Origin of the sequence: Micromonospora sp. H33 (assembly GCF_052068455.1) — a bacterium.
Lineage (GTDB): Bacteria > Actinomycetota > Actinomycetes > Mycobacteriales > Micromonosporaceae > Micromonospora.
Window position 1 is genome coordinate 409,685 of record NZ_JBQHDE010000001.1, and the last position, 25,279, is coordinate 434,963.

The 25,279-nt window shown below is 74.3% G+C and carries 23 protein-coding genes and 1 pseudogene; 14 read left to right on the forward strand and 10 right to left on the reverse strand.

The annotated features are described in order from the left end of the window. Positions 1–77: 77 nt before the first annotated feature. Together ACTMS0_RS01935 and ACTMS0_RS01940 are read right to left on the reverse strand one after the other, a co-directional pair. On the reverse strand, positions 78–1,289 hold the full coding sequence (locus ACTMS0_RS01935) for an FUSC family protein (protein WP_441153326.1): 1,212 nt from the start codon (positions 1,287–1,289) through the stop codon (positions 78–80). A gap of 71 nt (positions 1,290–1,360) precedes the next feature. Then, on the reverse strand, positions 1,361–3,430 hold the full coding sequence (locus ACTMS0_RS01940; RefSeq protein WP_441153327.1) for an amino acid transporter: 2,070 nt from the start codon (positions 3,428–3,430) through the stop codon (positions 1,361–1,363). 210 nt (positions 3,431–3,640) lie between these two features. On the opposite strand from ACTMS0_RS01940, the gene ACTMS0_RS01945 reads away from it, so the two are divergent. After that, positions 3,641–4,189, forward strand: a complete 549-nt coding sequence (locus tag ACTMS0_RS01945) for a dihydrofolate reductase family protein (protein WP_441153328.1) — start codon at positions 3,641–3,643, stop codon at positions 4,187–4,189. Here ACTMS0_RS01945 and ACTMS0_RS01950 read toward each other — a convergent pair. Continuing rightward, positions 4,161–7,289 (reverse strand): BTAD domain-containing putative transcriptional regulator, encoded by a 3,129-nt coding sequence (locus tag ACTMS0_RS01950; RefSeq protein ID WP_441153329.1) that lies wholly within the window; start codon positions 7,287–7,289, stop codon positions 4,161–4,163. The two genes, ACTMS0_RS01945 and ACTMS0_RS01950, sit on opposite strands and share 29 nt — an antisense overlap. 159 nt (positions 7,290–7,448) lie before the next feature. Here ACTMS0_RS01950 and ileS point away from each other — a divergent pair, with 159 nt between their 5' ends. The 7 genes and pseudogenes from ileS to ACTMS0_RS01985 all read left to right on the forward strand — a co-directional run bounded on the left by ileS (position 7,449) and on the right by ACTMS0_RS01985 (position 14,225). Continuing rightward, the gene (gene ileS / locus ACTMS0_RS01955) at positions 7,449–10,571 is read left to right on the forward strand and encodes an isoleucine--tRNA ligase (RefSeq protein WP_441153330.1); all 3,123 of its coding nucleotides are present in this window, start codon (positions 7,449–7,451) and stop codon (positions 10,569–10,571) included. Between the two features lie 66 nt (positions 10,572–10,637). Next, entirely contained in the window at positions 10,638–11,681 is a 1,044-nt protein-coding gene (locus ACTMS0_RS01960) for a sodium:calcium antiporter (RefSeq protein ID WP_441153331.1), read from the forward strand. A gap of 156 nt (positions 11,682–11,837) precedes the next feature. Beyond that, entirely contained in the window at positions 11,838–12,266 is a 429-nt protein-coding gene (locus tag ACTMS0_RS01965) for an ATP-binding protein (RefSeq protein WP_441153332.1), read from the forward strand. A gap of 62 nt (positions 12,267–12,328) precedes the next feature. Then, on the forward strand, positions 12,329–12,499 hold the full coding sequence (locus tag ACTMS0_RS01970; protein WP_441153333.1) for a hypothetical protein: 171 nt from the start codon (positions 12,329–12,331) through the stop codon (positions 12,497–12,499). Positions 12,500–12,582: 83 nt separating this feature from the next. Next, positions 12,583–12,873 (forward strand): annotated as a pseudogene (locus ACTMS0_RS01975) (MEDS domain-containing protein); the annotation flags it as partial. A gap of 74 nt (positions 12,874–12,947) precedes the next feature. Continuing rightward, positions 12,948–13,457 carry an ATP-binding protein gene (locus ACTMS0_RS01980; RefSeq protein WP_441153334.1) on the forward strand — a complete coding sequence of 170 codons (510 nt, stop codon included), beginning with the start codon at positions 12,948–12,950 and terminating at the stop codon, positions 13,455–13,457. A gap of 258 nt (positions 13,458–13,715) precedes the next feature. Continuing rightward, positions 13,716–14,225, forward strand: a complete 510-nt coding sequence (locus ACTMS0_RS01985; RefSeq protein ID WP_441153335.1) for a hypothetical protein — start codon at positions 13,716–13,718, stop codon at positions 14,223–14,225. 100 nt (positions 14,226–14,325) lie between these two features. Here ACTMS0_RS01985 and hflX read toward each other — a convergent pair whose 3' ends face one another. Next, positions 14,326–15,477, reverse strand: coding sequence for a GTPase HflX (hflX, locus tag ACTMS0_RS01990; protein ID WP_441153336.1), 1,152 nt, complete (start codon positions 15,475–15,477; stop codon positions 14,326–14,328). A gap of 204 nt (positions 15,478–15,681) precedes the next feature. Between hflX and ACTMS0_RS01995 the strand changes: the two genes are divergently transcribed. From ACTMS0_RS01995 to ACTMS0_RS02010, 4 genes are all read left to right on the forward strand, one after another. Continuing rightward, positions 15,682–16,914 (forward strand): DUF2786 domain-containing protein, encoded by a 1,233-nt coding sequence (locus tag ACTMS0_RS01995; RefSeq protein ID WP_441153337.1) that lies wholly within the window; start codon positions 15,682–15,684, stop codon positions 16,912–16,914. 29 nt (positions 16,915–16,943) lie between these two features. Further along, positions 16,944–17,579 carry a dihydrofolate reductase family protein gene (locus ACTMS0_RS02000; RefSeq protein ID WP_441153338.1) on the forward strand — a complete coding sequence of 212 codons (636 nt, stop codon included), beginning with the start codon at positions 16,944–16,946 and terminating at the stop codon, positions 17,577–17,579. Positions 17,580–17,640: 61 nt separating this feature from the next. Beyond that, positions 17,641–17,832: a hypothetical protein gene (locus ACTMS0_RS02005; protein WP_441153339.1), complete on the forward strand. Its 192-nt coding sequence runs from the start codon at positions 17,641–17,643 to the stop codon at positions 17,830–17,832. After that, positions 17,829–18,332 carry an N-acetyltransferase family protein gene (locus tag ACTMS0_RS02010; RefSeq protein ID WP_441153340.1) on the forward strand — a complete coding sequence of 168 codons (504 nt, stop codon included), beginning with the start codon at positions 17,829–17,831 and terminating at the stop codon, positions 18,330–18,332. The genes ACTMS0_RS02005 and ACTMS0_RS02010 overlap by 4 nt, the downstream gene beginning before the upstream one ends. A gap of 72 nt (positions 18,333–18,404) precedes the next feature. Here ACTMS0_RS02010 and ACTMS0_RS02015 read toward each other — a convergent pair whose 3' ends face one another. The 5 genes from ACTMS0_RS02015 to ACTMS0_RS02035 all read right to left on the reverse strand — a co-directional run bounded on the left by ACTMS0_RS02015 (position 18,405) and on the right by ACTMS0_RS02035 (position 22,440). Next, positions 18,405–18,545: a hypothetical protein gene (locus tag ACTMS0_RS02015; protein WP_441154022.1), complete on the reverse strand. Its 141-nt coding sequence runs from the start codon at positions 18,543–18,545 to the stop codon at positions 18,405–18,407. A gap of 152 nt (positions 18,546–18,697) precedes the next feature. Then, a complete protein-coding gene (locus ACTMS0_RS02020) occupies positions 18,698–18,871 on the reverse strand; it encodes a CsbD family protein (RefSeq protein WP_441153341.1) in 174 nt (57 codons plus the stop codon). A gap of 66 nt (positions 18,872–18,937) precedes the next feature. Next, entirely contained in the window at positions 18,938–21,196 is a 2,259-nt protein-coding gene (locus tag ACTMS0_RS02025) for a heavy metal translocating P-type ATPase (protein WP_441153342.1), read from the reverse strand. Between the two features lie 11 nt (positions 21,197–21,207). Continuing rightward, the gene (locus tag ACTMS0_RS02030; protein ID WP_441153343.1) at positions 21,208–22,203 is read right to left on the reverse strand and encodes a hypothetical protein; all 996 of its coding nucleotides are present in this window, start codon (positions 22,201–22,203) and stop codon (positions 21,208–21,210) included. 27 nt (positions 22,204–22,230) lie between these two features. Further along, a complete protein-coding gene (locus ACTMS0_RS02035) occupies positions 22,231–22,440 on the reverse strand; it encodes a heavy-metal-associated domain-containing protein (protein ID WP_441153344.1) in 210 nt (69 codons plus the stop codon). A gap of 93 nt (positions 22,441–22,533) precedes the next feature. Between ACTMS0_RS02035 and ACTMS0_RS02040 the strand changes: the two genes are divergently transcribed. After that, positions 22,534–22,836 carry a metal-sensitive transcriptional regulator gene (locus tag ACTMS0_RS02040; RefSeq protein WP_441153345.1) on the forward strand — a complete coding sequence of 101 codons (303 nt, stop codon included), beginning with the start codon at positions 22,534–22,536 and terminating at the stop codon, positions 22,834–22,836. Positions 22,837–22,930: 94 nt separating this feature from the next. Here ACTMS0_RS02040 and ACTMS0_RS02045 read toward each other — a convergent pair whose 3' ends face one another. Continuing rightward, the gene (locus ACTMS0_RS02045) at positions 22,931–25,015 is read right to left on the reverse strand and encodes a heavy metal translocating P-type ATPase (protein WP_441153346.1); all 2,085 of its coding nucleotides are present in this window, start codon (positions 25,013–25,015) and stop codon (positions 22,931–22,933) included. A 112-nt stretch (positions 25,016–25,127) separates the two neighbouring features. Here ACTMS0_RS02045 and ACTMS0_RS02050 point away from each other — a divergent pair, with 112 nt between their 5' ends. Then, positions 25,128–25,268 carry a hypothetical protein gene (locus ACTMS0_RS02050; RefSeq protein WP_441153347.1) on the forward strand — a complete coding sequence of 47 codons (141 nt, stop codon included), beginning with the start codon at positions 25,128–25,130 and terminating at the stop codon, positions 25,266–25,268. Positions 25,269–25,279: the final 11 nt, after the last annotated feature.

A 25,279-nucleotide genomic window follows, 5' to 3' on the forward strand; every position in this document is an offset into this window, starting at 1 on the left:
GGCGTGACGCGCGGTCAGGGCGGGAACGGGTAGCCGATGCCGGGTTCGGTGACGCGGCGGTAACCGCCGCCGGGTCCTCAGCGCGCGGCGCGGGACGGCTGCCCGGACCCGGCCGACGGCCGCATCGGTCCGAAGGCGCGGCGGACCAGCCGGTTCGCCTCCTCCTGCTCCAGACCGGTGGCGACCAGCAGGTCGCTCACCGCGGTACGGACCTGGGCCACCACGACGGCTCCGGAGAAGCCCACGCCGGCCCGGTACGCCTTGCCCGCCTCGCAGACCGCCCGCAACGACTGCTCCCTGGCCCGCTGGGGCTCCGCACCGCGGGTGAACTCGCGGCGCAGCACGCGCACGGCCCCGGCCAGCGAGGCGACGGCGGCCGGCATGGCCTCCGGGACCTGCTCCCCGTCCTCGATCAGGGTCACGCTGCGCCGGATCAGGGTGCCGCTGTTGCGCATCGCCCGGTCGACCAGATCCACGGCGTCGGCGTACCGGTCGATCGGACCGTCGCGGCTGCCCCAGTACACCGGCGAGAGGGTGCCCGCCTCGCGCGCCGCCTGCGCCGCCTCGACGAAGGCGCCGATCTCCTTCTTGTTGTCGCGCAGCCGGTCGAGCGCGGACTGGGCGCGGTCGGCGTCCCGTTCGCGAAGCGCGGTCGTGGTGGCATCGAGCTGCTCCGCGAGCAGGTCCAGGGCCGGCCCGGCGGCGCGGTTTATCACCCGCAACGGGTTCAGCGGCAGCAGCACGGTGGTGACCACCAGCGCCACGGCGCCGCCGATCAGTGCGGCGAAGAAGCGGGGCAGTTCCAGGTTCGGCACCGACGGGGTGAGGGTGCCGATCAGCACCGCCGTCGCCGCCGCCTGCACCACGAATGCCGGGCTCCGGCCGAGGAAGCCGGCGACCAGGATGGCCAGGACGACGATCAGGGCGAGCTGCCACGGTCCCGTGCCGACCACGTAGAGCAAGGCATCGCCGACGAGGATGCCGAGGGCCACCGCGAGGACCAGCTCGATCGTGCGGCGCAGCCGCTGGCCCACCGACGCGGCCAGCGCGACCACCGCGGAGACCGGCGCGAACAGCGGCTGCGGGATGTGCAGGAGGCCGTCGGCGACCCACCAGGACAGGCCGGCGGCCAACCCGGCCTGGGTAGCCAGGCCGAGGCCGGCCCGGACGCGACGCAGCCGCCCGTGGAGCACCGCGGCCGACCGGTGGAACGCGCGGGACACCGCCGAGGCGTCGCGGTCGGCGGACTCCGGACCGCTGTCTCCTCTCGGCGGACCGGCGTGGGCCATGGCCGCACCTACCCCGTCACCGGCCGCCCAATCCCCCACGGTGGCTGTTTCGCCGTCCGCCGGCGACAGGGTCACCCGACGTGGATGCCGGGACGGCGGGCCGGGACGGGCTCCGCCTTGCGAAGGATCTCCCGGACCACCGGCGGGGTGTCACCGCGCCCGAGGATCAGGTACCGCAGCAGGTGAGCGACGGGGCTGCCCTCGGACCACTCGAAGTGCGCGTGCGGTCGGACGCCGGTGGCGTCGCGCAGGGCCAGCAGGATCGCCGCGATGGCGTTGGGTACGGCGGGGCTCTGCACGCGGAGCACCCGGTGCGCGTCGACCGTCACGCCGTGCACCCGCAGGACGTCGCTGAACTCCGACGGGTCGATGACCTCGACCTCGAGGAACAGGACGTCGGCGGCGCCGGGGACCGGGTTGATGAGACGCTGGGACCGTTCCTTGCTGTGGTACTCCGCTCCGCTGATGACGTCGGGCCGGTGGGCGATCAGGTCGAGCCGACCGTCGAACTCGATCGACTCGGTGATGAAGCGGCGGGCCAGCTCGTCGAACTCGATCCGCTCGGCCCGCAGCTCGGTGGTCCGGGACACCCGAGAGATCAGGGACACCACGACGATCCCGGCGATGAACATGGCGGAGATGGTGATGCCGTCCGGCTTCTCGATCACGTTCTCGACGAGCGCGTACAGCAGGACGAGGGTGAGCAACCCGAACCCGGCGGTGGCGGCGCGCTGGCGCCGGCGGGCGGCGGAGATGCTCACCGCGACGGCGCCGGAGACCATCATCGCCAGGATGCCGGTGGCGTACGCGCCGGCCTGCGCGTTGACGTCCGCGCGGAACGCGACCGTGATCGCGATGCTGATCAGGGTGTAGACGGTCACCACCGGTCGCACGGCCCGGCCCCACTCCGGCGCCATGCCGTACGAGGGCAGGTAGCGGGGCACGATGTTGATCAGGCCCGCCATGGCCGACGCTCCGGCGAACCACAGGATCAGCACGCTGCTGACGTCGTAGATGGTTCCGAACGCCTCGCCCACGTGCTCGTGCGCCACGTACGCCAGAGCCCGGCCGCTGGCCTCCCCGCCCGGCTGGAACTCGTCGGCGGGGATGAGCACCGTGGTGACGAACGTGGTCGTGACCAGGTAGGCACTCATGATCAGCGCGGCGGTGGTCAACAGCCGGCGGGTGTTGCGGGTCCGCGCCGCGAGCCGCGCCTTCTCGTCCGGGCCGTCCCCCCGCACCAGGGGCATCATGCTCACCCCGGTCTCGAAGCCGGACAGGCCGAGCACGAGCAGCGGGAACGCCAGCACCGCCGGACCGAGCACGTCGCCGATCCCGCCGGTGCCGGCGGTGAGCGTGCCGGTCCAGCCGGTCAGCGTCGTGGGATCCCCGATCACCTCCGCCAACCCCACGCCCACGATGATCGCGTTCAGCAGCAGGAAGACCGCCACCAGCGGGATGGCCACGCCGACGGCCTCGCTGAACCCGAGCAGGAACACGCCACCCAGGATCAGCAGGAGCACCACCGTGACCAGCACCGCGGCGGTGGCGCCGTGCGGGAACCCGTCGGGGAGGATCGGATTCTCCAGCAGATGCACCGTCGCGTCCGCCGAGGACAGGGTGATCGTGATGATCCACGACGTGGCCACGAAGCCGAGCAGCGCCAGGACGAAGATCTTGCCCTTCCAGAACGGCAGCAGCCGTTCCAGCATCGCCACGGACCCCTGCCCGTGCGGGCTCTCCTGCGCCACCCGCCGGTACATCGGCAGGACGCCGAACAGCGTCAACGCCACGATCAACAGGGTCGCCAGCGGGGACAGCGCTCCCGCCGCGAGGGCGGCGATGCCCGGCAGGTACGACAGCGTGGAGTAGTAGTCGACGCCGGTCAGGCACATGACCTTCCACCAGGCGTGGGGCCTGGCGTGTGACTCGCCCGTCTCCGGACCCGCCGGCTGGACCTGGTGTTCCAGCAGCCACCGGCCGAGCCGACCAGCGCCCGGTGCCGCGACCCGGGGCGTGTCCACGCAGTCCGGCAGCAGCAGGGCGGAGGAGCGCCGGCCGCTACCCTCCACCGGAACCACCGGCCCGTCCCCGGCCCGGTCGCCCGACGGTCGCCCTGTCGGCTCGCCACCGCGGGTCATCCGCGCCTCCGTCTCGTCCCGCCTGCTGTCGGCTCCCGGCTCACCCGGTCCGGTACGTGAGCAGCGACCGCGTACCCAGGAGGTCGGCGGCCACTCGCGCGCCGGCCGCCCGGTGCGGCGCCGAAAGCGCACCTGAAGCGGATCGTAAGCGGGCTCTGGCAGTGTTCCGGGTGTCACGAGAGAGAAGGCCACCGAAGCCAGGAGGACACCATGCGCCGGATCATCAACTCGACCTACCTCACCCTCGACGGCGTCATCGAGAACCCGGCATGGACCATGCCGTACTTCGACGACGAGGCCTCCGCCTTCGCCGGGGAGCAGACCGACGCGGCCGACGCGCTGCTGATGGGCCGTCGCACGTACGACGGCTTCGCCGCCGCCTGGCCGAACATGGACGAGAGCGACCCCACCACCGGCGCGAAGTACTTCAACAGCGTGAAGAAGTACGTGGCGTCGACCACCCTCACCAACCCGGAGTGGAACAACACCGAGGTGCTGGAGGGGGACCTGATCGAGGCGGTCACCAAGCTGAAGGCCACCGAGGGCAAGGACATCCTGATGTACGGCTACGGCGTGGTCACCCACGCCCTGGTCCAGGCGGGCCTGGTCGACGAGGTCCGGTTCTGGATCCACCCGGTGCTCCAGGGCGGCCCGTCAGTGAGCGCCCCGCTCGGTCAGTTGCCGACGACGTTCACCCTGGCCGACAGCCGGGTCATGAAGAGCGGCGTCATCATCGCCTCGTACCGGCCGGTCGGCTGACAGCCGGCAGCGAGACCAGGGCCCGGGCCTCGCCCGGGCTCAGGTCGTGCCCGGCCCGGTACGCGGCCGCGAAGCCGTCCGCACCGACTGCCCCGACGAGGCGGGCGGTAAGCCGGTCGATGTCGTCCCGCTCCGCGGGCGCGACCGGCACGCCCGAGGCCGCCCTCGCGGCGGCCGCCGCCCCGAGGATCCGCGCCGCCACCGCCGGGTCCGGCACCGCCGAGGCCAGCCCGTCCAGGGCGCCGACCACGTCGAGCGGCGCGGCGATCGCCACGCCGATGTCGTACGCGCGGGCGTGCAGCGCGAACGCCCGCTCCGGATCGTCGTCGGCGACGGCGCGCCCCAGCTCGGTCAGCACCATCGGCAGGAACACGGCGTCGTCGCCGCCCTCCTCGACCAGGCGCTCCAGGTGCGTGACGGCCAGGTCGAGCTTGCCGTCGCGGCGCGCGGCGATGCCGAGGCACAGCTCGGCGAAGACCCGGGCCGCCGGCGACCCCTGCTCGACGGCGAGCCGGAGGGCGCGCTCGGCCAACTCCCGCGCCTGCGGGTGGTCGCGGGTCTGCGTCGCGATCCAGGCCAGCCAGGACAGCTTGCTGCCGACCTCCGGCCACAGCGCCAGTTCCTCGGCCCACCGCAGGCCCTCGCGGTGCAGCGCAGCGGCGCGCTCGTACTCCCCGAGCAGTTCGGCCCGGCCGCCCACCCAGTCGGTGGCCTGCAGCCGGCCCCACGCGTCACCCAGTTCGGCGAAGAGGGCCGCGGCGCGGCTGCCCTCACGCTCCAGCGCGACGAGGTCGCTCGCGACGTGGGCCAGCCGGGCGCGCGTCACGTGGACGGCCGCCTCGACCCACGGGTCGTCGCCGGCGGCGAGGGCCCGGTCCAGCAGCGTCTCGGCGGCGGCCAGCTCGCTGCGCTCGACCAGGGCGGCCGCCACGAACCAGGTGGCGCGGCCGTCGGCGTACCCGTCGAGGGCGGCCTCGACGTCGGCGGGCGGGACCGGGTCGCCCTGGAGCAGCGCGAACCCCACCCGCCACACCGCCGCCTCCGCGCGCGCGGCGGCGTCACCGTCCAGCGTCAGCGCCCGGCGCGCCTCGGACAGCCGGCCGCGTAGGAACCAGTACCAGGTCAGGGCGTTGGCGAGGCGCAGGCCGCCACCGTGCGCCAGCGCCGCCCGCAGGTTGGCGGCGTCGGCGTCGAGGCGGGCCAGCCACTCCCGCTGGCCGGCGCCGCGCAGCAGCGGGTCGGCGCGCTCGGCCAGCTCGGTGTGGTACGCGGCGTGCCGCGCCCGGACGGCGTCGGCGTCCTCGAGGCGGGCCAGCGCGAACGCGGCGACCGACTCCAGCAGCCGGTAGCGCGGCTCGACGCCGGACTCGTCGAGCACCACGAGCGAGCGGTCGACCAGCCGGGCAAGCACGTCGACGTCGGCGCCGCACACCGCCTCGGCCGCCGCCGGCGTGCACCCGTCGTGGTGGACGGCGAGTCGCGCGAGCACCGTCCGCTCGTCGTCGGCCAGCAGGTCCCAGCTCCAGCCGATCACCGCGGTGAGGGTGCGCTGCCGCTCCGGCACGTCCCGCTGGCCGGTGCTGAGCAGCCGGAAGCGGTCGTCCAGCCGCGCCACCAGGCCGTCCACGCCGAGCGCGCGTACCCGCGTCGCCGCCAGCTCCAGCGCCAGCGGCAGCCCGTCGAGGCGGCGGCACAGCTGCGCGACGGCGGGCGCGGTCCGCTCGTCCAGCCGGAAGTCGCGCTGCCGCGCGGCGGCGCGGGCGGCGAACAGCCGGGCCGCCTCCGACCGCCGGACCGCCTCGACGTCGGTGTCCTCGGCGGGGACCGGCAGCGGGCGCACCTCCCAGAGCGTCTCCCCGGCCAGCCCCAGCGGTTCCCGGCTGGTCGCCAGCACGCTCACGCCGGTGGCCTCCCGCAGCAGGCGGGCCACCAGCGCGGCGGCCGGCTCGATCACGTGCTCGCAGTTGTCGAGCACCAGCAGCACCCGCCGGTGCCGCAGGGCCGCCACCACGTGGTCGTCGGCCGCGACGCTCGTGCCGGCGACCTCGCGCACGTCGAGCGCGGCGCGCACCAGCTCCGCGACACCGGGCCCGCCGGGCCGCAGCGCGGTCAGGTCGACCAGGTGCGTGCCGTCGGGGAACGGCTGTCCCCGGGCGACCTCGGTGGCCAGCCGGGTCTTGCCTACCCCGCCCGGCCCGACCAGCGTGACGAGCCGCCGCCGCGGTACCAGCGCCCGCAGCTCGGCGAGCGCCTCGGTGCGGCCGACTAGCTCGTCCAGCGGCGCGGGCAGACCGGAACCGGTCGGCGCGGGCAGGTCGGCGCGGGTTTGCGGCACGCCGTCCCGGCCCGGCGTGGGCACGTCGGTGCGGGCCGGTGCGGTGGTCAGCGTCGCGTCCTGGTCGAGGATCCGCCGGTGCAGCGCCACCAGCTCCGGCCCCGGATCGAGGCCCAGCTCGTCGGCGAGGCGGCGGCGCAGGTCGGCGTAGCTGTCCAGGGCCTCCGACTGGCGGCCGGCCGCGTACAGAGCCCGGATGTGCAGTGCCCGCAGGCCCTCGCGCAGCGGGTGCCGGGCGACCAGCTCCGCCAGGTCGGCGACCACCAGCGCGTGCTCACCGCCGGCCAGCCGGGCCGCCGCCAGCTTCTCCCGCACCACCAGCCGGGCCTCGGCGAGGCGGGTGGCCTCGGCCCGTACCCACTCCTCGTCGGCGACGTCCGCGTACGGCTCACCCCGCCACAGCCGCAGCGCCTCGGTGAGACTCGCCGCGTCGTCGGCGGCGGCCAACTCAACGAACCGGTCGGCGTCGACCGCGTCGGTGCGCAGCACGTACCCCGGCGCCCGCGACTCGACCAGGTCCCGCGCGCCGGGCTCGGCGTCGTCGAGCGCCTTGCGCAGCTGCGAGACGCGTACCTGCAGCGCCCCGGCCGGGTTCGCCGGTGGCGCGTCGCCCCAGACGTCGTCGATCAGCCGGTCGGTCGAGACCACCCGGTTGCGGTTGGCGAGCAGGTCGGCCAGGAGCGCCCGGACCTTGGCGCCCGGCACGGTCACGGGGTCGCCCGCGTCGGTGGTGACGGCGACCGGCCCGAGGACGCCGAACCGCATGCCGGCCACCCTACCGGGGGTGCCCGGACCGGCCCCGGAATTACCGGCGCGGGGAACGATCCCCGGCGATAGCATGCGGGGCGCGAGGCGTCGATGGGACGGGGGCCCATGGCCTCGTCCCTCCGCCGGAGCAGCACGCACGCGCCCGACGGAGGAGCCATGTACCGCAGTGTCCCGAGCCAGGTCGACCTGCCCGCGCTCGACCACGAGATCCTGCGCTTCTGGCGGGAGAACGACATCTTCGCGCGCAGCCTGGAGCAGTCGCGGGGCCGCCCGGAGTGGGTGTTCTACGAGGGTCCGCCGACCGCCAACGGGATGCCGGGCGCCCACCACATCGAGGCGCGGGTCTTCAAGGACGTCTTCCCCCGCTACCGCACGATGAAGGGCTACCACGTCGCCCGCAAGGCGGGCTGGGACTGCCACGGGCTCCCGGTCGAGCTGGCCGTCGAGCGGGAGCTGGGCTTCTCCGGCAAGCGGGACATCGAGACGTACGGGGTCGCCGAGTTCAACGCCCGCTGCCGGGAGTCGGTCACCCGGCACACGGACGCCTTCGCCGAGCTCACCGAGCGGATGGGCTACTGGGTCGACATGGCCGACGCGTACCGGACCATGGACCCGGAGTACATCGAGTCGGTCTGGTGGTCGCTCAAGCAGATCTTCGACAAGGGCCTGCTGGTCGAGGACTTCCGGGTCGCGCCGTGGTGTCCGCGCGACGAGACCGGCCTGTCGGACCACGAGCTGGCCCAGGGGTACGAGACGGTCGTCGACCCGTCGGTCTTCGTCCGCTTCCCACTGACCTCCGGTCCGCTGGCCGACCGCGCCTCGCTGCTGGTGTGGACCACCACCCCGTGGACCCTCCCGTCGAACGTCGCGGTGGCGGTGCACCCCGACGTCCGCTACGTCGTCGCGACCGACGGGAACGAGCAGCTCGTCGTCGCCGAGCCGCTGCTCGCGTCCGCGCTCGGCGACGGGTGGGACCTGACCGGGGAGTCGTTCCGGGGCAAGGAGCTGGACCGGTGGACCTACCGGCCGCCGTTCGCGCTCGTCGACGTCGCGGGAGCGCACATCGTCGTCCTGGCGTCGTACGTGACGACGGACAGCGGTACCGGGCTGGTCCACCAGGCGCCCGCCTTCGGGGCGGACGACCTCGCCACCAGCCGCGCGTACGGCCTGCCGATGGTCAACCCGGTCCGCCCCGACGGCCGCTTCGAGCCGGACCTGCCGCTGGTCGGCGGGCTGTTCTTCAAGGCGGCCGACCGGCCGCTGGTCGAGGACCTCGCGGCCCGGGGGCTACTGTTCCGCGAGGTCCCGTACGAGCACAGCTACCCGCACTGCTGGCGCTGCCACACCGCGCTCATCTACTACGCCCAGCCGTCCTGGTACATCCGGACCACGGCGGTCCGGGACACCCTGCTGCGGGAGAACGAGCGGACCACCTGGCACCCGGCGACGGTGAAGCACGGCCGGTACGGCGACTGGTTGGCCAACAACGTCGACTGGGCGCTGTCCCGGCGGCGCTACTGGGGCACGCCGCTGCCGATCTGGCGGTGCCCGGAGGGGCACCTGACCTGCGTCGGCTCGCTGGCGGAGCTGGGTGAGCTGACCGGCACCGACCGGACCGGGCTGGACCCGCACCGGCCGTACATCGACGAGGTGACCTTCGCCTGCCGGTGCGGGGCGACCGCCCGCCGGGTGGAGGAGGTCATCGACGCCTGGTACGACTCGGGCGCCATGCCGTTCGCGCAGTTCGGCTACCCGTACCGCGGGGCCGGACTGTTCGCCGAGCGGTACCCGGCACAGTTCATCTCCGAGGCCATCGACCAGACGCGCGGCTGGTTCTACACCCTCATGGCGGTGGGCACGCTGGTCTTCGACCGCTCGCCGTACGAGACGGTGGTCTGCCTGGGCCACATCCTGGCCGAGGACGGTCGGAAGATGTCCAAGCACCTCGGCAACATCCTGGAGCCGATCCCGCTGCTGGACCGGCACGGCGCCGACGCCGTGCGCTGGTTCATGGCGTCGGTCGGGTCGCCGTGGTCGGCCCGCCGGGTCGGGCACACCGCCCTCCAGGAGGTGGTCCGCAAGGTCCTGCTGACCTACTGGAACACGGTCGCCTTCCAGGCCCTGTACGGCCGTACCGCCGGGTGGTCCCCGTCGGCGGCCGACCCGGTGCCCGCCGACCGGCCGGTCCTGGACCGGTGGCTGCTCTCCGAGCTGAACACCCTGGTCCGGCAGGTCGACGCCGCGCTGGCCGGGTTCGACACCCACCACGCCGGCCGGCTGCTGGCGGCCTTCATCGACGATCTGTCGAACTGGTACGTCCGGCGCAGCCGGCGGCGCTTCTGGCGGGGCGACCCGGCGGCCCTCGCCACCCTGCACGAGGCGCTGTCCACCCTCACGCTGCTGCTGGCGCCGCTCACCCCGTTCATCGCCGAGCGGGTCTGGCAGGACCTGGTGGTCCCGGTCACCCCCGGCGCCGCACCGTCGGTGCACCTGGCCGCGTACCCGGTGGTCGACGAGGCGCTGGTCGATCCGGTGCTGTCGGCACGGACGGCCCTGGCCCGGCGGCTGGTGGAGCTGGGTCGGGCGGCCCGGGCCGACTCCGGGATGAAGGTCCGGCAGCCGCTGTCCCGGGCCCTCGCCTCGGCCCCCGGCTTCGGGGAGCTGCCGCCGGACCTGCTGGCGGAGATCGCCGCCGAGCTGAACGTCGGGTCGGTCGCCGCGCTCGGCGGGGCGGGCGACTCGCTGGTGGACACGACCGCGAAGGCGAACTTCCGTATGCTCGGCCGGCGGTTCGGCAAGGCGGTGCAGCAGGTGGCCGCGGCCATCGCCGCGACCGACGCGGCGGCGCTCCGGAACTCCCTCCGGGAGACCGGCGCGGCCACGGTCCTGGTGGGTGGCGAGCCGGTGACGCTGGGTCCCGACGAGGTCGTGGTGACCGAGACTCCCCGGGCCGGCTGGGCGGTGGCCGGCGACGCGGGGGCGATCCTGGCCCTGGACCTGCACCTCACGCCCGAGCTGCGCCGGGCGGGGGTGGCCCGCGAGGCCGTCCGGCTGATCCAGGAGGCCCGCAAGAGCAGCGGCCTGGAGGTGACCGACCGGATCCGGCTGCGTTACCGGGCCAGCCGGGAGGAGACGGCGCTGGCCCTCGCCGAGCACCGCGACCTGGTCGCCGAGGAGGTGCTGGCGACCGACTGCGCCGAGGGCGACCCGACCTGGCCGGACGACGTGCCGTTCACCGACGACACGCTCGGCCTGACGTTCTGGCTCCGCCGGGCCTGAGGCTTGTCGGGCCGGACATTTCAGGTCAACCGGATTCAGCCGGGGAGTTGTGGGAACCCCGGGCCGGTGCCGGAGGTTCTGACCACCCTGCCCTGGTCGCCGGGGCTCAGCGTCGCGGTGTTCGGCGTCGCCGGCGTACTCACGGTGGTCGGGAGCATCCGCCTGGTCACCCTGGGCGACACCCTCGCCGACCGGACCGGTTGGGGCGAGGCGTTCTTCGGCGCCGTCTTCTTCGGGCTGGCGACCTCGCTGTCCGGCATCGTGATGACCGCCGTGGCGGCGGCGGCCGACCAGCCCCAGCTCGGGTATGGCAACGCGGTCGGCGGTATCGCCGCGCAGACCACCGCGGTCGCCGTGGCGGACGCCTTCCAGCGCCGGGTCAACCTGGAGCACGCCGCGGCGTCCCTGTCGAACGTGCTGTTCGGGGCGCTGCTGATCGCGCTGCTCGCGCTGGCCCTGCTCGGCACGTACTCCCCGGAGGTGCTGGTCGGCGGCGTGCATCCGGCCTCGCTCGCCATGGTCGGCGCCTACCTCGGCGGTCTGCACCTGATCCGCCGGTCCGGGACGAGCCCGCTGTGGCAGGCCGTCGCCACCACCGAGACGCTCCCGGACGTCCCGCACGACCACGGGCGCCTCGACCGGACCAGCCTCGCCTCGCTCTGGGTCCGGTTCGCGGCGATCGGCCTGCTCGTCTCGGTCGGCGGCTGGGCCATCGCGCGGGCCGCCGAGAGCCTGGTCCTGGTCACCGGCCTCAGCGCCGGCTTCGTCGGGGCGATCCTCATGGGTGCGGTCAACGCCCTGCCGGAGACGGTCACCGCGGTGGCCGCGGTCCGCCGGGGCGCGCCCACCCTGGCCATCGCCGCCGTCCTCGGCGGCAACAGCCTGGACGCCCTCAACCTCGTGATCGGCGACATCGCCTTCCGTGGCGGCTCGATCTACCACGCCGCCGGTCCCGAGGAGCTGTTCGTCACCGCGAGCGCGCTGTTCATGACGGCGATCCTGCTCGGCGGCCTGCTCGTCCGGCAGGCCTGCGGCTGGGGGCGGCTGGGCTTCGAGGGCATCGTGCTGCTGTCCAGCTACGCCGCGATGACGATCGTCCTCGCGGTGTGACCGGCGGTGGGCGGCGCCGCGTCGCGCCCGGCGCCGCCGTGAGCGGGCTCAGCCGTCGAGGCGTCGCGGCCGGGCGTGGCGGTAGAGCCGGGCGTGGCGGTGGTTCCCGGGTAGAGCCGGGCGTGATGGTGGCGGTGCCCGGGTAGAACAGGGGCCATGGGCCGACTCAGCACCTCGCCGCCACCGCCCCAGGCCACCGAGCTGCGGCGGTGGACGCTGTCCGACGCCACGGACCTGCGCGGGCTCCGCGCGTCCCTGCACGAGGAGCTGACCGGCAGCGTGCTCCCCGAGGGCGCGGCCCTGGACGAGGTGCCCGAGCTGATCGTGCTGATCGCGACGGAACTCGCCACCAACGCGCTGCGCCACGGCATCCCGCCGACCATCGTGCGCCTCCTCGCCACCGACGACTGTCTCGTCCTCGACGTGGCCGACCACGACCTGAGCAGCGTCCCGGAACTCGCCGACATTCGGCCGGTCGGCGCCGGCGGGCGCGGCCTCCAGATCGCGCAGGAACTCTCCGCCGACGTGGGCTGGTACGCCACCGACACCACGAAGAACATCTGGGCGACGTTCCCGCGGAAGTGACCAGGCTGGGCGGATGGCCGGTCACGGGACCCGGAATAGACTGTTGCCGTGAGGCAGCCAACGTGACGGACGCGATGCCGCCGCACGGCCACCTCTGCTGGTCCTACGACGACCAGGAGGTGTTCGCCGACCAGGCGGAGCACCACGTCGCGGCGGGGCTCGCCGCCATGTGCGCCGATGACCGGTCCGTGCTGCTGGGCCTGACCCGCGTCCGGGCGGAGGTGGTCCGGTGAGGACGGGGGCGGCAGCGGGGCACAAGGGCTACTACCACGAGGCGATCCGGTACGACACCGACGACGAGCTGCTCGCGGTCGTGGTGCCGTTCCTGCTCGACGGCGTCGAGGCGGGTGAGCCGACGTTCGTGTCGCTGGGCGAGCGCACCGGGAAGCTGGTGCGGGCGGCGCTGCCCGGCGGAACGGGGGTGGAGTTCCTCCCCGGCGGCGACGTGTACGCGCGCCCCGCCGCCGCCATCCGTTCCTACCGGCGGCTCCTCGCCGAGCAGGTGGCCGCGGGCGCGCACCAGATCCGGATCATCGGCGAGATTCCCGAGGTGGCGCTCGGCGCCATGTGGGACTGGTGGGCCTGCTACGAGTCGGCGATCAACCACGCGTACGACGACTTCCCGCTCTGGAGCATGTGCGCGTACGACACCCGCATCACGCCGCCGGGGTGCTGTCGGACGTGGCCCGGACCCATCCCCGGTTCGCCACCCCCGACGGCGGGCACGTGCCCTGCCCGACCTGGACCCCACCGGAGACCTTCCTGCGGCAGGAGCGGTCGATCACCCCTGACCCGATCCAGGCGACCCCGCCGGCCGTCGACCTGTACGACCCCACGGCTGGGGAGGCTCGCGCCGCCGTCTACCGGGTCGACCAGGGCCGGCTGCCCGTCGACGAGGTCGAGGAACTGGTCCTCGCGGTCAGCGAGACCGTCACCAACGCGCTGCGCCACGGGCGGCCGCCGGTCCGGCTGCGCCTGTGGGCCGGCCCCGACCGCATCGTCGTCACGGTCAGCGACGCCGGCACCGGGCCGGCGGACCCGTTCGCCGGGCTGCTGCCCGCCGGCAACGGCATTCCGGGCGGCCTGGGCCTGTGGATCACGTACCAGTCGTGCAACCACGTCAGCCGGCTCCACGGCCCGGACGGCTTCACCCTCCGGCTGATCGGCGGGGCCCCGTACACCGCGCGCTGAGCGCGTCCGCGCCGCAGGCTCGCTATGACGCCGTGGCCTCCCGCAGGCACGGCGCCGGATCGGGTCCCTCCCCGGGTCAGCGCCGGGCAGGCCGGCGGGTAAGGGCCAGCCCGAGGCCGATCATGCCGACACCGAGGAAGAGGTGCAGCCAGTTGTCCGCGGTCGATGCACTGTGCCGATGGGTGTCCCTGCCCGGATCCGGGTGAAACCCCGGATCATGGGCGGGTGTAGGTCCGGGCGGGACGGGTAGGGGCGGGAATGCTGTTTCGTGCGGTCCCGGAGGGCCTGCTCGCCGGCCTGGCGGGCGCGGCGGTCATGACGCTCGGCGAGAAGCTGGAGCAGCGGATCACCAGGCGGCCTGACTCGTACGTCCCCGCGCAGACCCTCCAGCGCCTGGCCCACCGTCCCGAGCGACGGTCACGCGGGACGAACCTGGCGATGCACTACGGCCAGGGCGTGCTCATGGGCGTGCTGCGGTCGACGATGGCGCACACCGGGATGCGCGGGCCGCTCGCGTCCGGCATGTTCACCGTGATCCGGCTGGCCAACGACCAGATTCTCGAGAACGCCACCGGTGTCGGCGCGCCCCCGCAGACCTGGCCGCGCCGCGAACTCGTCATCGACGTCCTCCACAAGGCGATCTACGCGTACACGACCGGGGCGGTGGCCGACGCGCTGGCCGCGCGGCGGGGCCCCGGGCCGGGTCAGCGGCACGCCGCCGTCCGTCCCGGCCGGCACAGCGACGTCGAGCCGCCCCGTGGCGGTTGACGCGCGCACCCCGTCGTCACCGCCCGGGCTCCCGGGTGCCTCCGCCGGGCAGCGGCGGGTCCAGGTCCGGCACGGTGGAGACGGCGGCAGCGGGCCGGGGTCACCGCCGCCGGAGCCGTGCCGCGAGGGCGACGCGAAGGTCGTTCACGCCCTCGCCGGTCAGCGCCGAGACCGCCACCGCATCCGGGTACGCCCGCCGCAGCGCCTCGACCCACTCGGGGGGCGTCGTGTCGATCTTGTTGAGCACCAGCAGTTCCGGTACGTCGCCGGCGCCGATCTCGTGCAGTACCCCGTGCACGGTGGTGATCTGGTCGAGCGCGTCGGGCGCGGAGGCGTCCACCACGTGCAGCGCCAGGTCGCTCCGGCTGACCTCCTCGAGCGTGGACCGGAACGCGTCGACCAGTTGGTGCGGCAGGTGCCGGACGAACCCGACCGTGTCGGTGACCGTGCACAGCACCTCGTCGACGCGGACCCGGCGTACCGTCGGGTCGAGCGTTGCGAAGAGCACGTCCTGGACCTGCGCGTCCGCTCCGGTCAGCCGGTTGAGCAGGGCCGACTTGCCGGCGTTGGTGTAGCCGGTGATCGACACCGACGGCACCTGGTTGCGGGCCCGCCGTTCCCGGTTCCGCTCCCGCCGTCGAGCCAGCTCGCCCGCGTTGCGGCGCAGCCTGGTGGCCCGCTGCCGCAGCCGTCGGCGCTGGGTCTCCAGGCGCATCTCACCCGGACCGCGGACACCCATACCGGCACCGCCGGCCATCCGGCCGCCACCCACGCGGGACATCGACCGCCCGTCGCCCCGCAGCCGCGGCAGTTGGTACGCGATCTGCGCCAGTTCCACCTGTAGCCGGCCCTCACTCGTGCGCGCGTGCTCGGCGAAGATGTCGAGGATCAGCGCGGTGCGGTCGACCACCCGGACGCCCACCCGCTCCTCCAGGTTGCGCACCTGACCCGGGCTCAGCTCACCGTCGGCGATGACCAGGTCGGCACCCGTCCGCTCGGCCAGCGCCGCGAGTTCGTCGACCTTGCCCGATCCGACGAAGGTGGCGGGGTCGGGACGGGGCCGGTTCTGCACCACCTCGTCGACCACGGCCAGCCCGTCGGTGTCGGCGAGCCGGCGCAGCTCCGCCAGCGACACGTCGGTACCCGGGCCGGTGTCGCCCGCCTCGTCCTCCTGGTGCACGGCGAGGAGCACCGCGGTGGGGCGCTCGCCCCGGGGAGCACCACCGTTGCCCAACAGCCACTGTCCCGCCATCCGCGAACCTCGTCTCACTCGCGTCGGCCCCCGACCTACCCGGAAACGGGCGGTGCATACCGGCGCGGGGCGGCCGGGCAGCCACCTGGGAAGGGGCGGTCGTGGCAGCGGTCACGAGCGGCTGAGCCGCACCGACGACCGAAGGTACGGTCGGGGCGGGCGGCCGGCTTCACGGGGCGCACATCTGTCGAGGAGGAAGCGGCCGTGCCGGACGCCGAGGAACTGGTGAGCGACGCGCTGGCGGCGGTGCGCGGCACCGACGTACGCCTCGCGGAGCGGCAGCTGGACCGGCTGATGATCGGCACCGGCGGCGCGGACGGCGCCCGGGCGGTGGACGCCGCTCTCTTCCGGCGGCTGGCGCGGACCGTCGGGCGTCTCGTGCCGCGCGGCTGGCAGCCGGTCGACCTGGCCCGGGTCGCGACCCGCCGGCTGGGGCCGCGCGACGCCGGGCTGGTGGTGGACGCGCTCGCGGCGCACCGCCGGGACCTGACCGATCCGGTACCCGACTGGTGGGACGAGCAGCTGCGCGAGCTGGACGCGACGGTGTGGTGGGGCGCGGACGACCGCCATCTCGCCGGCTGGTCGGCCCGCACCGGGTCGGACCGCTTCACCGCCCTCCGTGCGGCCGTCGACGCGCTGGCGCTGGTCGACGGGTTGCCGCCGATCGCGGTGCTCCGCCCGCCGCCCGGCGCACCGGCCGCCGGCGCGACCCGGGCGGCGCCCGGCGGGTCCCGGATGCTCGACCGCGTCCGGGCGCTGCTGGCCAAGGCCGAGTCGACCACCTTCCCCGCCGAGGCGGAGGCCCTCACCGCCAAGGCTCAGGAGCTGATGGCGCGACACAGCATCGAGGCCGCCCTGCTGGCCGCGCCCGACCCGGCCGACGTGCCCACGGGGGTGCGCCTGGACACCGATTCCCCGTACGCGGGCGCGAAGGCGCTGCTGGTGCAGGAGGTCGCGGCGGCCAACCGGTGCGAGGCGGTGTGGTCCGACGACCTGGGGTTCAGCACGGTGCTGGGGTGGTCGACCGACCTGGAGGCGGTCGAGCTGCTCTACACGTCGCTGCTCGTACAGGCCACCGCGGCCATGCTGCGCGGGCGCGGCGAGCGGCGGCAGTCGGGCGGCCGGCGGACCCGCGGCTACGACGAGTCGTTCCTCAACGCGTTCGCCCTGCGTGTCGGGGAACGCCTGCGCGCGGCGACCGACGCCGCCACCGAGGCGGCCGGCCCCGACCGGCTGCTGCCGGTGCTCGCCGCCCGCTCCGCGGCCGTGCGGGAACGCCTCGACACCCTGTTCCCGGGCGTCACCCGGGCCCGGCTCACCGTCCGCGACGCCGAGGGCTGGACGTCGGGGACCGCCGCCGCCGACCGGGCGTCGCTGGGAGCCACCCCGGGCCGTCCGGCCCGGCCGGTACGCGGCGGCCGACGCCGCGACCGATGAGTTCGGGTGTCTCCGGTCGTCCACCCCGCATGAGTACGGTGACGTGTCAGATCTCGATCTCACTGGACGGGTACGTGGCGGGGCCGGACCAGAGCCTCCAGGACCCGCTCGGCCGGGGCGGTCTGCGCCTGCACGAGTGGCTGTTCGCCGCCGACCGGTGGCGGGAGCAGCACGGTGAGGTCGGTGGTGAGTCCGGTGTGGACTCCCAGGTCGTCGACGAGATGACCCGGGACGTCGGTGCGTACGTGATGGGCCGGGGGATGTTCGGCGGCGGTGTCGGCCGGTGGGACGAGACCTGGCGTGGCTGGTGGGGCGAGGATGCCCCGTTCCGCACGCCGGTCTTCGTGCTGACCCACCATCCCCGGCCGTCGCTGTCGATGGCCGGCGGCACCGAGTTCCACTTCGTCACCGACGGGATCCACTCGGCGCTGGAGCAGGCCCGGAAGGCGGCGGGTGACCGGGAGGTGGCGGTCGCGGGCGGTGCGAGCACCGTCCGGCAGTACCTGGCCGCCGGCCTCGTCGACACCCTCCAGCTGCACATGGTGCCGATCGTGCTCGGCGCGGGCGAGCGGCTCTTCGACGGCCTCGGCGACCTGCGGCTGGAGCAGGTTCGGGTGGTCGCCGGGCCGACCGTCACCCACGTGACGTACCGCGTCCCGCGCTGACCGGGGGGCCCGGGCGCCGGACGCCGTTGCACCCTGTTTTGATGTCTGTCAACCTCGAGGCATGTCGAAACAGTCGGTGGATCTGCAAACCGTGGCCTGCTGTCCTCCGCTGGCGGTGGGCCTGGTCGACTCCGAGCGTCGGGGCACGTGGGTCTGGTACCGGGTCCGGCCGGAGACGTTCCGCCAGCTCGGCGCGCTGCTGGAGCTTCCCGCGACCGCCGAGGCCGCCGTCGTGTCCAAGGAAACCCGATGAACCCGGCCGGCATCACGATCACCGCCATGGACGACCAGCACGCCGACGCGGTCCTGGACATCTACCGACTGGGCATCGCCACCGGCCAGGCCACCTTCGAGACCGAGCCGCCCACCTGGGCGGTCTTCACCGCCGCCCGGCTGCCCGACCACCGGTGGGTCGCCGTCGACGCGGCCAACCACGTCCTGGGCTGGGTCGCCTGCTCGGCGGTGTCCGACCGGTGCGTCTACGCCGGGGTCGTCGAGCACTCCGTCTACGTCCACCCCGAAGCTCGCGGCCGAGGCGTCGGCCGCGCCCTGCTCGATGCGCTGATCACCTCGACCGAGCGGGCCGGGATCTGGACCATCCAGTCCGGCGTCTTCCCGGAGAACACCGCCAGCCTGGCCCTCCACGCCGCCTGCGGCTTCCGTACCGTCGGCACCCGCGAACGGGTCGGCCGCCACCACGGACTCTGGCGAGACGTCACCCTCATCGAACGCCGCAGCCCGGCGATCACCTGAGCAGCGCAGATCTTGGAAGGAAACGGCCCCTCCAAGGGCCGAAATCTTCCAAGATCTCCAGAAACCGACCCGTCAGGGGGCGGTGCTGACGGAAGCCGGCGGGCTCGGCGGGGGGCCGGCTTCGCCCCGGCGCTCGTCGTGCGCTCCGAAGACCAGCACGGCCAGGGCCGTGATGGCGGCGGCACGCCGCGCGATCACGACGGACCGGGACACCGGTTCACCCCCGTTCTGCACCACGACGTCCCCTGTGGACGCCGGTGACGCCGCGAGCGGCGTCGTCCTGGCAACGAGTGGACTCGTCGGCGGGACACGTCACCGCCGGGGCGGCACGGGGGGCCGGCCCGGCGGTGACGCGTACGCCGTGATCAGCTCTTGAAGGCGTCCTTGATCTTCTCGCCGGCCTGCTTGAGGTTGGCGCTGGCCTGGTCGTTCCGGCCCTCTGCCTCGAGCCGCTCGTCGTCGGTGGCGCGCCCGGCGCTCTCCTTGATCTTGCCGGCGGTGTTCTCGGCGGTGTTGTTGACCTTGTCCTCGATACCCATGTCAACCTCCAGAATCCGGGGGTGCCGGTCGCTCCCCGATGTACCCCGGGAACCCGCGTCCAACCGTCACGCCACCGGACGGAAACCCCGGAGGCGGAGGCTGTTGGCGACCACGAAGACCGACGAGAAGGCCATCGCGGCACCGGCGATCATCGGGTTGAGCAGCCCGGCCGCGGCCAGCGGCAGGGCCGCGACGTTGTAGGCGAAGGCCCAGAACAGGTTGCCCTTGATGATCGCGAGGGTGCGCCGGGAGAGCCGGATCGCGTCCACGGCGGCTGTCAGGTCACCCCGGACCAGGGTCAGGTCGGAGGCCTCGATCGCCGCGTCCGTCCCGGTGCCCATGGCCAGCCCCAGGTCGGCCTGGGCGAGCGCGGCGGCGTCGTTGATCCCGTCGCCGACCATCGCCACGACCCTGCCCTCGCCCTGGAGCCGCCGGACCACGTCCACCTTGTCCGCCGGTAGCACCTCGGCGATCACCTCGTCGATACCGACCTCGGCGGCCACCGCCCGGGCCACGGTCTCGTTGTCGCCGGTCAGCAGGACCGGGGTGAGGCCGAGGTCGCGGAGGCGCGCGACCGCCGTCGCACTGGTCGGCTTGACCACGTCGGCCACCGCCAGCACACCCCGGGCCCGCCCGTCCCAGCCGACCAGGACCGCCGTCCGCCCGGCAGCCTCCGCGGCGGTGACGGCCGCCGAGACCTCCCCGGGTACGTCGACACCCCGCTCCCGCAGCAGCCGGGGCCGGCCGACCAGCACCGTACGGCCGGCCACCGCACCGCTGACGCCCAGCCCTTCCAGGTTGGCGAAGTCGGTCACCGGCGGCAGCGTGCCGGCCTCGGCCGCGCCCGCGGCGATGGCCCGGGCGATCGGGTGCTCGGAGGCGGCTTCGAGCGCCCCGGCGACCCGCAGCACCTCCGCCCGGTCCGCTCCGGACGCCGGGAGCACGTCGACCAGGGTCATCCGGCCGGTGGTGACGGTGCCGGTCTTGTCCAGCACGACCGTGTCGACCGTCCGCGTCGACTCCAGCATCTCGGGCCCCTTGATCAGGACGCCGAGCTGGGCACCCCGGCCGGTGCCGACCAGCAGGGCGGTCGGCGTGGCCAGACCGAGGGCGCACGGGCACGCGATGATGAGCACGGCCACGGCGGCGGTGAACGCTGCGGTCGGTCCCGCCCCACTGCCCAGCCACCACCCCAGCGTGCCGACGGCGAGCGCGATCACGATCGGGACGAAGACCCCGGAGATGCGGTCGGCGAGCCGCTGCACGGCCGCCTTGCCGGTCTGCGCGGCCTCCACCAGGCGGGCCATCTGGGCGAGCTGCGTGTCGCCGCCGACCCGGGTGGCCCGCACGACCAGCCGCCCGCCCGCGTTGACGGTGGCGCCGGCCACCGTGTCGCCGGGCGCGACCTCGACCGGGACCGACTCCCCGGTGAGCATGCTCGCGTCGACGGCCGAGGTGCCCTCCTCGACGACGCCGTCGGTGGCGACCTTCTCGCCCGGGCGGACGACGAACCGGTCCCCCACCGCGAGCTGGTCGACCGGGACCCGGGTCTCGGTGCCGTTCCGCAGCACCGCCACATCTTTCGCGCCCAGCTCCAGCAGGGCCCGCAGGGCCGCTCCGGCGGTGCGCTTGGACCGCGCCTCGAAGTACCGGCCGGCGAGGATGAAGGTGGTGACGCCGGCCGCCGCCTCCAGGTAGATGTTGCCCGCGCCGTCGCCGCGCACGATGTCGAAGCTGAACGGGTGGGTCATCCCCGGCGTGCCGGCGGTGCCCAGGAACAGCGCCCACACCGACCAGCCGAAGGCGGCGAGGGTGCCCAGCGACACCAGCGTGTCCATGGTCGCCGCGCCGTGCCGCAGGTTGACCCAGGCGGCCCGGTGGAACGGCAGGCCACCCCAGACCACCACCGGGGCGGCCAGCGTCAACGACAGCCACTGCCAGTAGGTGAACTGCCAGGCCGGCACCATCGCCAGCACGATCACCGGCACGGTCAGCACGATCGACGCCCACAACCGGGTACGCAGACCGCGCAGCTCGTCCACCGGCTCGGCGGCCGGCTGCTGCCCACCGGCCGGGACCGGTGGGGGCGGCAGGACCGCCGTGTAACCGGTCTTCTCGACCGTGGCGATGAGGTCGTCCGGGGTCACGTCGTCGGCGTACGCGACGCTCGCCTTCTCCGTGGCGTAGTTGACCGTGGCGGTGACGCCGGGCATCCGGTTGAGCTTCTTCTCGATGCGGGCGGCGCAGGAGGCGCAGGTCATGCCGCCGATCGCCAGCTCGATCTGGTTCGGCGCCATCGGCAGGGGCTTGCTCGTGGTGGTCATCACGCGTCCCGTCAGTCGTGCCCGTGACCGGGGACGCCGTGGTCGGCGCCGCCGGTCGGGGCGGGTGCGCTCGTGCTGGTCGGCGTCGGTGCGGCCGGGACGGCGGTGACCGTCCCGCCGGCTGCTCCGGCGACGATGGTGAACTCGGCGGTGCGGACCACGCCGCCGTGCTGGAAGTCCAGGTAGAGCCGGTAGGCGCCGGCGGAGGGTACCTCGGCGAGGAAGGTCACCTCGGGGCCGGGTTTCGTCCGCCCGTCGCCCGGCGCGCCGTCCGGGTGGACGTGCAGGTACGCGAGGTCGCCCTGGCGCAGCGCGACCAGGTGCCCGTACGCGCCCAGGTAGGGCTCCAGGTCGGTGACCGGTACGCCGTCCCGGCTCACGGTCAGCGTCAGCTCGCTCGTCCGGCCCGGCTGCGGTGTTCCGGCCAGGGTGACCGTGTAGCCGTCGACGGTGGTGCTGGTCGCGGGCGCCGGAAGCGGCCGCTCGGCCAGCGCGCCGGGGACGGTCACGTCCACGCCGAGGGTCAGCGGCTCCCCGCCGCCCGGCGTGAAGTCGGCGAAGACCCGCCACACGCCCGGCCCGGCCAGCGGCGAGTCGACCCGCCAGGTCCCGTCCGAGGACATCTCCGGGTGCACGTGCCGGAAACCGCTGAGGTCGCGGCGGGCGACGATCAGGTGCATCCGCTTGTCGTGCGCCACCTCGTACGCGGTCACCGGCGCGCCGTCCGGCCCGGTGATCTGGAAGGCGAACTGCCCGGCGGGCGCCGCGACCGGCCGGAGGGTGTGGCCGCGCTCGGAGACGAGCAGGCCGCCGGGCAGGTCGGCCCCGCCGGTGTCGCCGTGCCCCGTCCCGTCGCCGTGCGGGGTCTCGCCGGCGTGTCCGGTGTCGTCGTGGCGGGTCTCGGCGGCCGGGGCGCCGGGGCCGGTCACCTGGCCGACCCCGTACGCCGCGCCGAACACCGCCGCGAGCCCGAGCGCGAAGCCGCTCAGCTTCGTCGCCGTGTTCATGGTTACCTCGGTTTCCCCGTGCGGCCGTCAGGCGCCGACGAGGTCGTAGCCGGCCTCGTCGACCGCGGCACGCACGGTCTCGATGTCCAACGGGCTCTCGCTGGTGACGGTGACCTGGCCGGAGGCCAGATCCACCCGGACCTCGCTGACGCCCTTGATCGCGCCGACCTCGGCGCTGACCGAGCTCACGCAGTGCCCGCAGGTCATGCCCTGCACCTGGTACGTGGTGGTGACCATGGAACCTCTCCTTCTCCGGCACCCACAATACCCCTGGGGGGTAGCTGCTCAGGACACTAACATACCCCCCACGGGTACGCTATCCTTGTCGGCATGACCACACCAACGCCCGCCCCGACCCGGGGCTACACCGCCACCAAGGACCAGCTGGTCGCGCGGCTGCGCCGCGTCGAGGGGCAGGTCCGGGGCATCGAGAAGATGGTCGACGAGGACCGGTACTGCATCGACGTCCTCACCCAGATCTCCGCGATCCAGGCCGCGCTGGACAAGGTCGCCCTCGGCCTGCTCGACGGGCACGCGCGGCACTGCATGCACGAGGGGGCCGCCGAGGGCCGCGCCGACGAGATGGCCAGCGAGATGATGGCCGCCGTCGGCCGGCTGATGAAGCGCGGCTGACCGTCCCTGGCTCGGCCTTCCCCGGCTCGACCCGCCGGCGTTCCGCCGCAGTTCGCGGGGTCCGCGACGCCGAACACATCCCGCAACGAGTGGATCAACGCGCCGGCCCGGCGGAACCCCGGTCGGAAGCGGCCGGGTCGAGCCGCACCCGGCGCAGCAGCTGGGCGTTGAGCGCCACCACGATCGTCGAGGCGGACATCAGCACCGCCGCCAGGGCCGGGCTCAACGCCAGGCCGGCCCACGCGAACACACCGGCGGCCAGCGGCAGGGCCACCACGTTGTAGCCGGCCGCCCAGCCCAGGTTCTGCCGCATCTTCCGGTACGAGGCCCGGGACAGCCGGAGCACGGCGCTCACGCCGCGCGGATCGGACGAGGCGAGCACCACGCCGGCCGACTCGATCGCGACGTCCGTACCCGCGCCGATGGCGATGCCGACGTCCGCCCGGGCCAGGGCGGGCGCGTCGTTGACGCCGTCACCGACCATGGCGACGGTCAGGCCCCGCCGTTGCAGCTCGGTGACCTTGCCGTCCTTGTCCGCCGGCAGCACCTCGGCGAACACCTCGTCGACGCCCGGGCGGAACCCGAGGTCGGCGGCGACCGCCTCGGCGACCGGCCGGGCGTCCCCGGTGATCATGGCGATGGTGTGCACGCCCTCCGCCCGCAGCTCGGCGATGGCCTGGCGCGCCTCGGGGCGTACCTCGTCGGTCAGGGCCAGCGCGCCGAGCACGGTGTCCGGCAGGCGGATCAGGTGCAGCACGGCCGCACCCCGTTCCGACCAGCGGTCGCTCGCCGCCGCGAGCGCACCGGGGAGCCGTACGCCGAGCTCCCGCAGCAGCGCGGGGCCGCCCACCGCGTACTCCCGGCCCTCGATCGTGGCCTGCACCCCGCGGCCCGGCAGGGAGCGGAAGCCGCTCGCGGCGGCGGGCCCGCCCCGCCTGTCGACGGCGGCGACGATCGCCCGGGCCAGCGGGTGCTCGCTGTCGGACTCGACGCCGGCGGCGATGCGCAGCACCTCACCCTCGTCCACGTCCGGTGCGGCGGCCACGTCGGTGACGACGTGCTCCCCCCGCGTCAGCGTGCCGGTCTTGTCGAAGAGCACCGCGTCGACGGTCCGCATCCGTTCCAGCGCCAGCCGGTCCTTGACCAGGATCCCGCAGCGGGCCGCGAGCGCGGTGGAGAGGGCGATCACCAGCGGAATCGCCAGGCCCAGCGCGTGCGGGCACGCGATGACCAGCACGGTGACCGTCCGGACCGCCGCCTCGTCGGCGTTGTCGAGCGCGGTCCAGGCCAGCACGGTCACCACGGCGGTGACGGTGGCGACGTAGAACAGGCCGGCGGCGAAGCGGTCCGCCAGGACCTGGGCCCGCCCGCTGGACCGCTGCGCCTGAGCCACCATCCGCTGGATGCCCGCGAGTGTGGTCTCCTCGCCGAGCGCCTCCACGCGGACCCGGATCGCGGAGTCGGTGGCGACGGTGCCGGCGACCACCCGGTCCCCCACCGACCGGGTGACCGGCCGGGACTCCCCGGTGATCATCGACTCGTCCAGCTCGGCGCTGCCGTCGGTGATGCGTCCGTCCGCCGGCACCCGCCCGCCCGGCCGCACCAGCACCACGTCACCGACCCGCAGCTCGCTCACCGGCACCCGGGTGACGCTCCCGTCGGGGCCCACCCGCTCGGCGTCGTCCGGCAGCAACGCGGCCAGCGCCGCGAGCGCGCCGCGCGCCTGCCCGATCGCCTTCATCTCCTGCCAGTGGCCGAGCAGCATGATGGTGACCAGAGCGGCCAGTTCCCACCAGAAGTCCAGGTCGAAGGCACCGAGGCTGGTGGCCAGGGACGCGCCGTACGCGACGGTGATCGCCATGGCGACGAGCAGCATCATCCCCGGGGCGCGGTCGCGGACCTCCCGGACGGCACCCACCAGGAACGGCCAGCCGCCCCACCAGAACACCACCGAGCCGAGCACCGGCCCCACCAGCGAGCGGCCCGGGAACTCCAGCCGGTAGCCGAACCACTCCATGACCAGGTGGCTGGTCGCCACCACCGGCAGGGTGAGCACCAGGCAGACCCAGAACCGGCGGCGGAACATCTCCGGGTCGTGCCCCGCATGCCGGTCGTGCCCGCCGCCGGGCGAGTGCCCCCCGTGCGGATGGTCGCCGCTGGGCTTCGGGTGCCGAACCATGCCCTCAACATGCCTTCCCGCACCCGCCCGTGGGGCACAACCGTCAGGTCCGGCCGCCGACACCGCACCGCGCGACCTGCGTCGGCGGGTCACGCTGGCTACCATTCGGCCGATGGCCCTTCGGATTCCGCACCACCCGGCCCGCCTCCGCGCCGGGTCGCCGACGCTGCCGCCGGCCTCGCGCGGCCGCGCCCGCCCCGGCACGACCGTCACGGTACGTGGCCGCACCGCCACCTCCGAGCACCCCTCGTGAGGAGTTCCGGG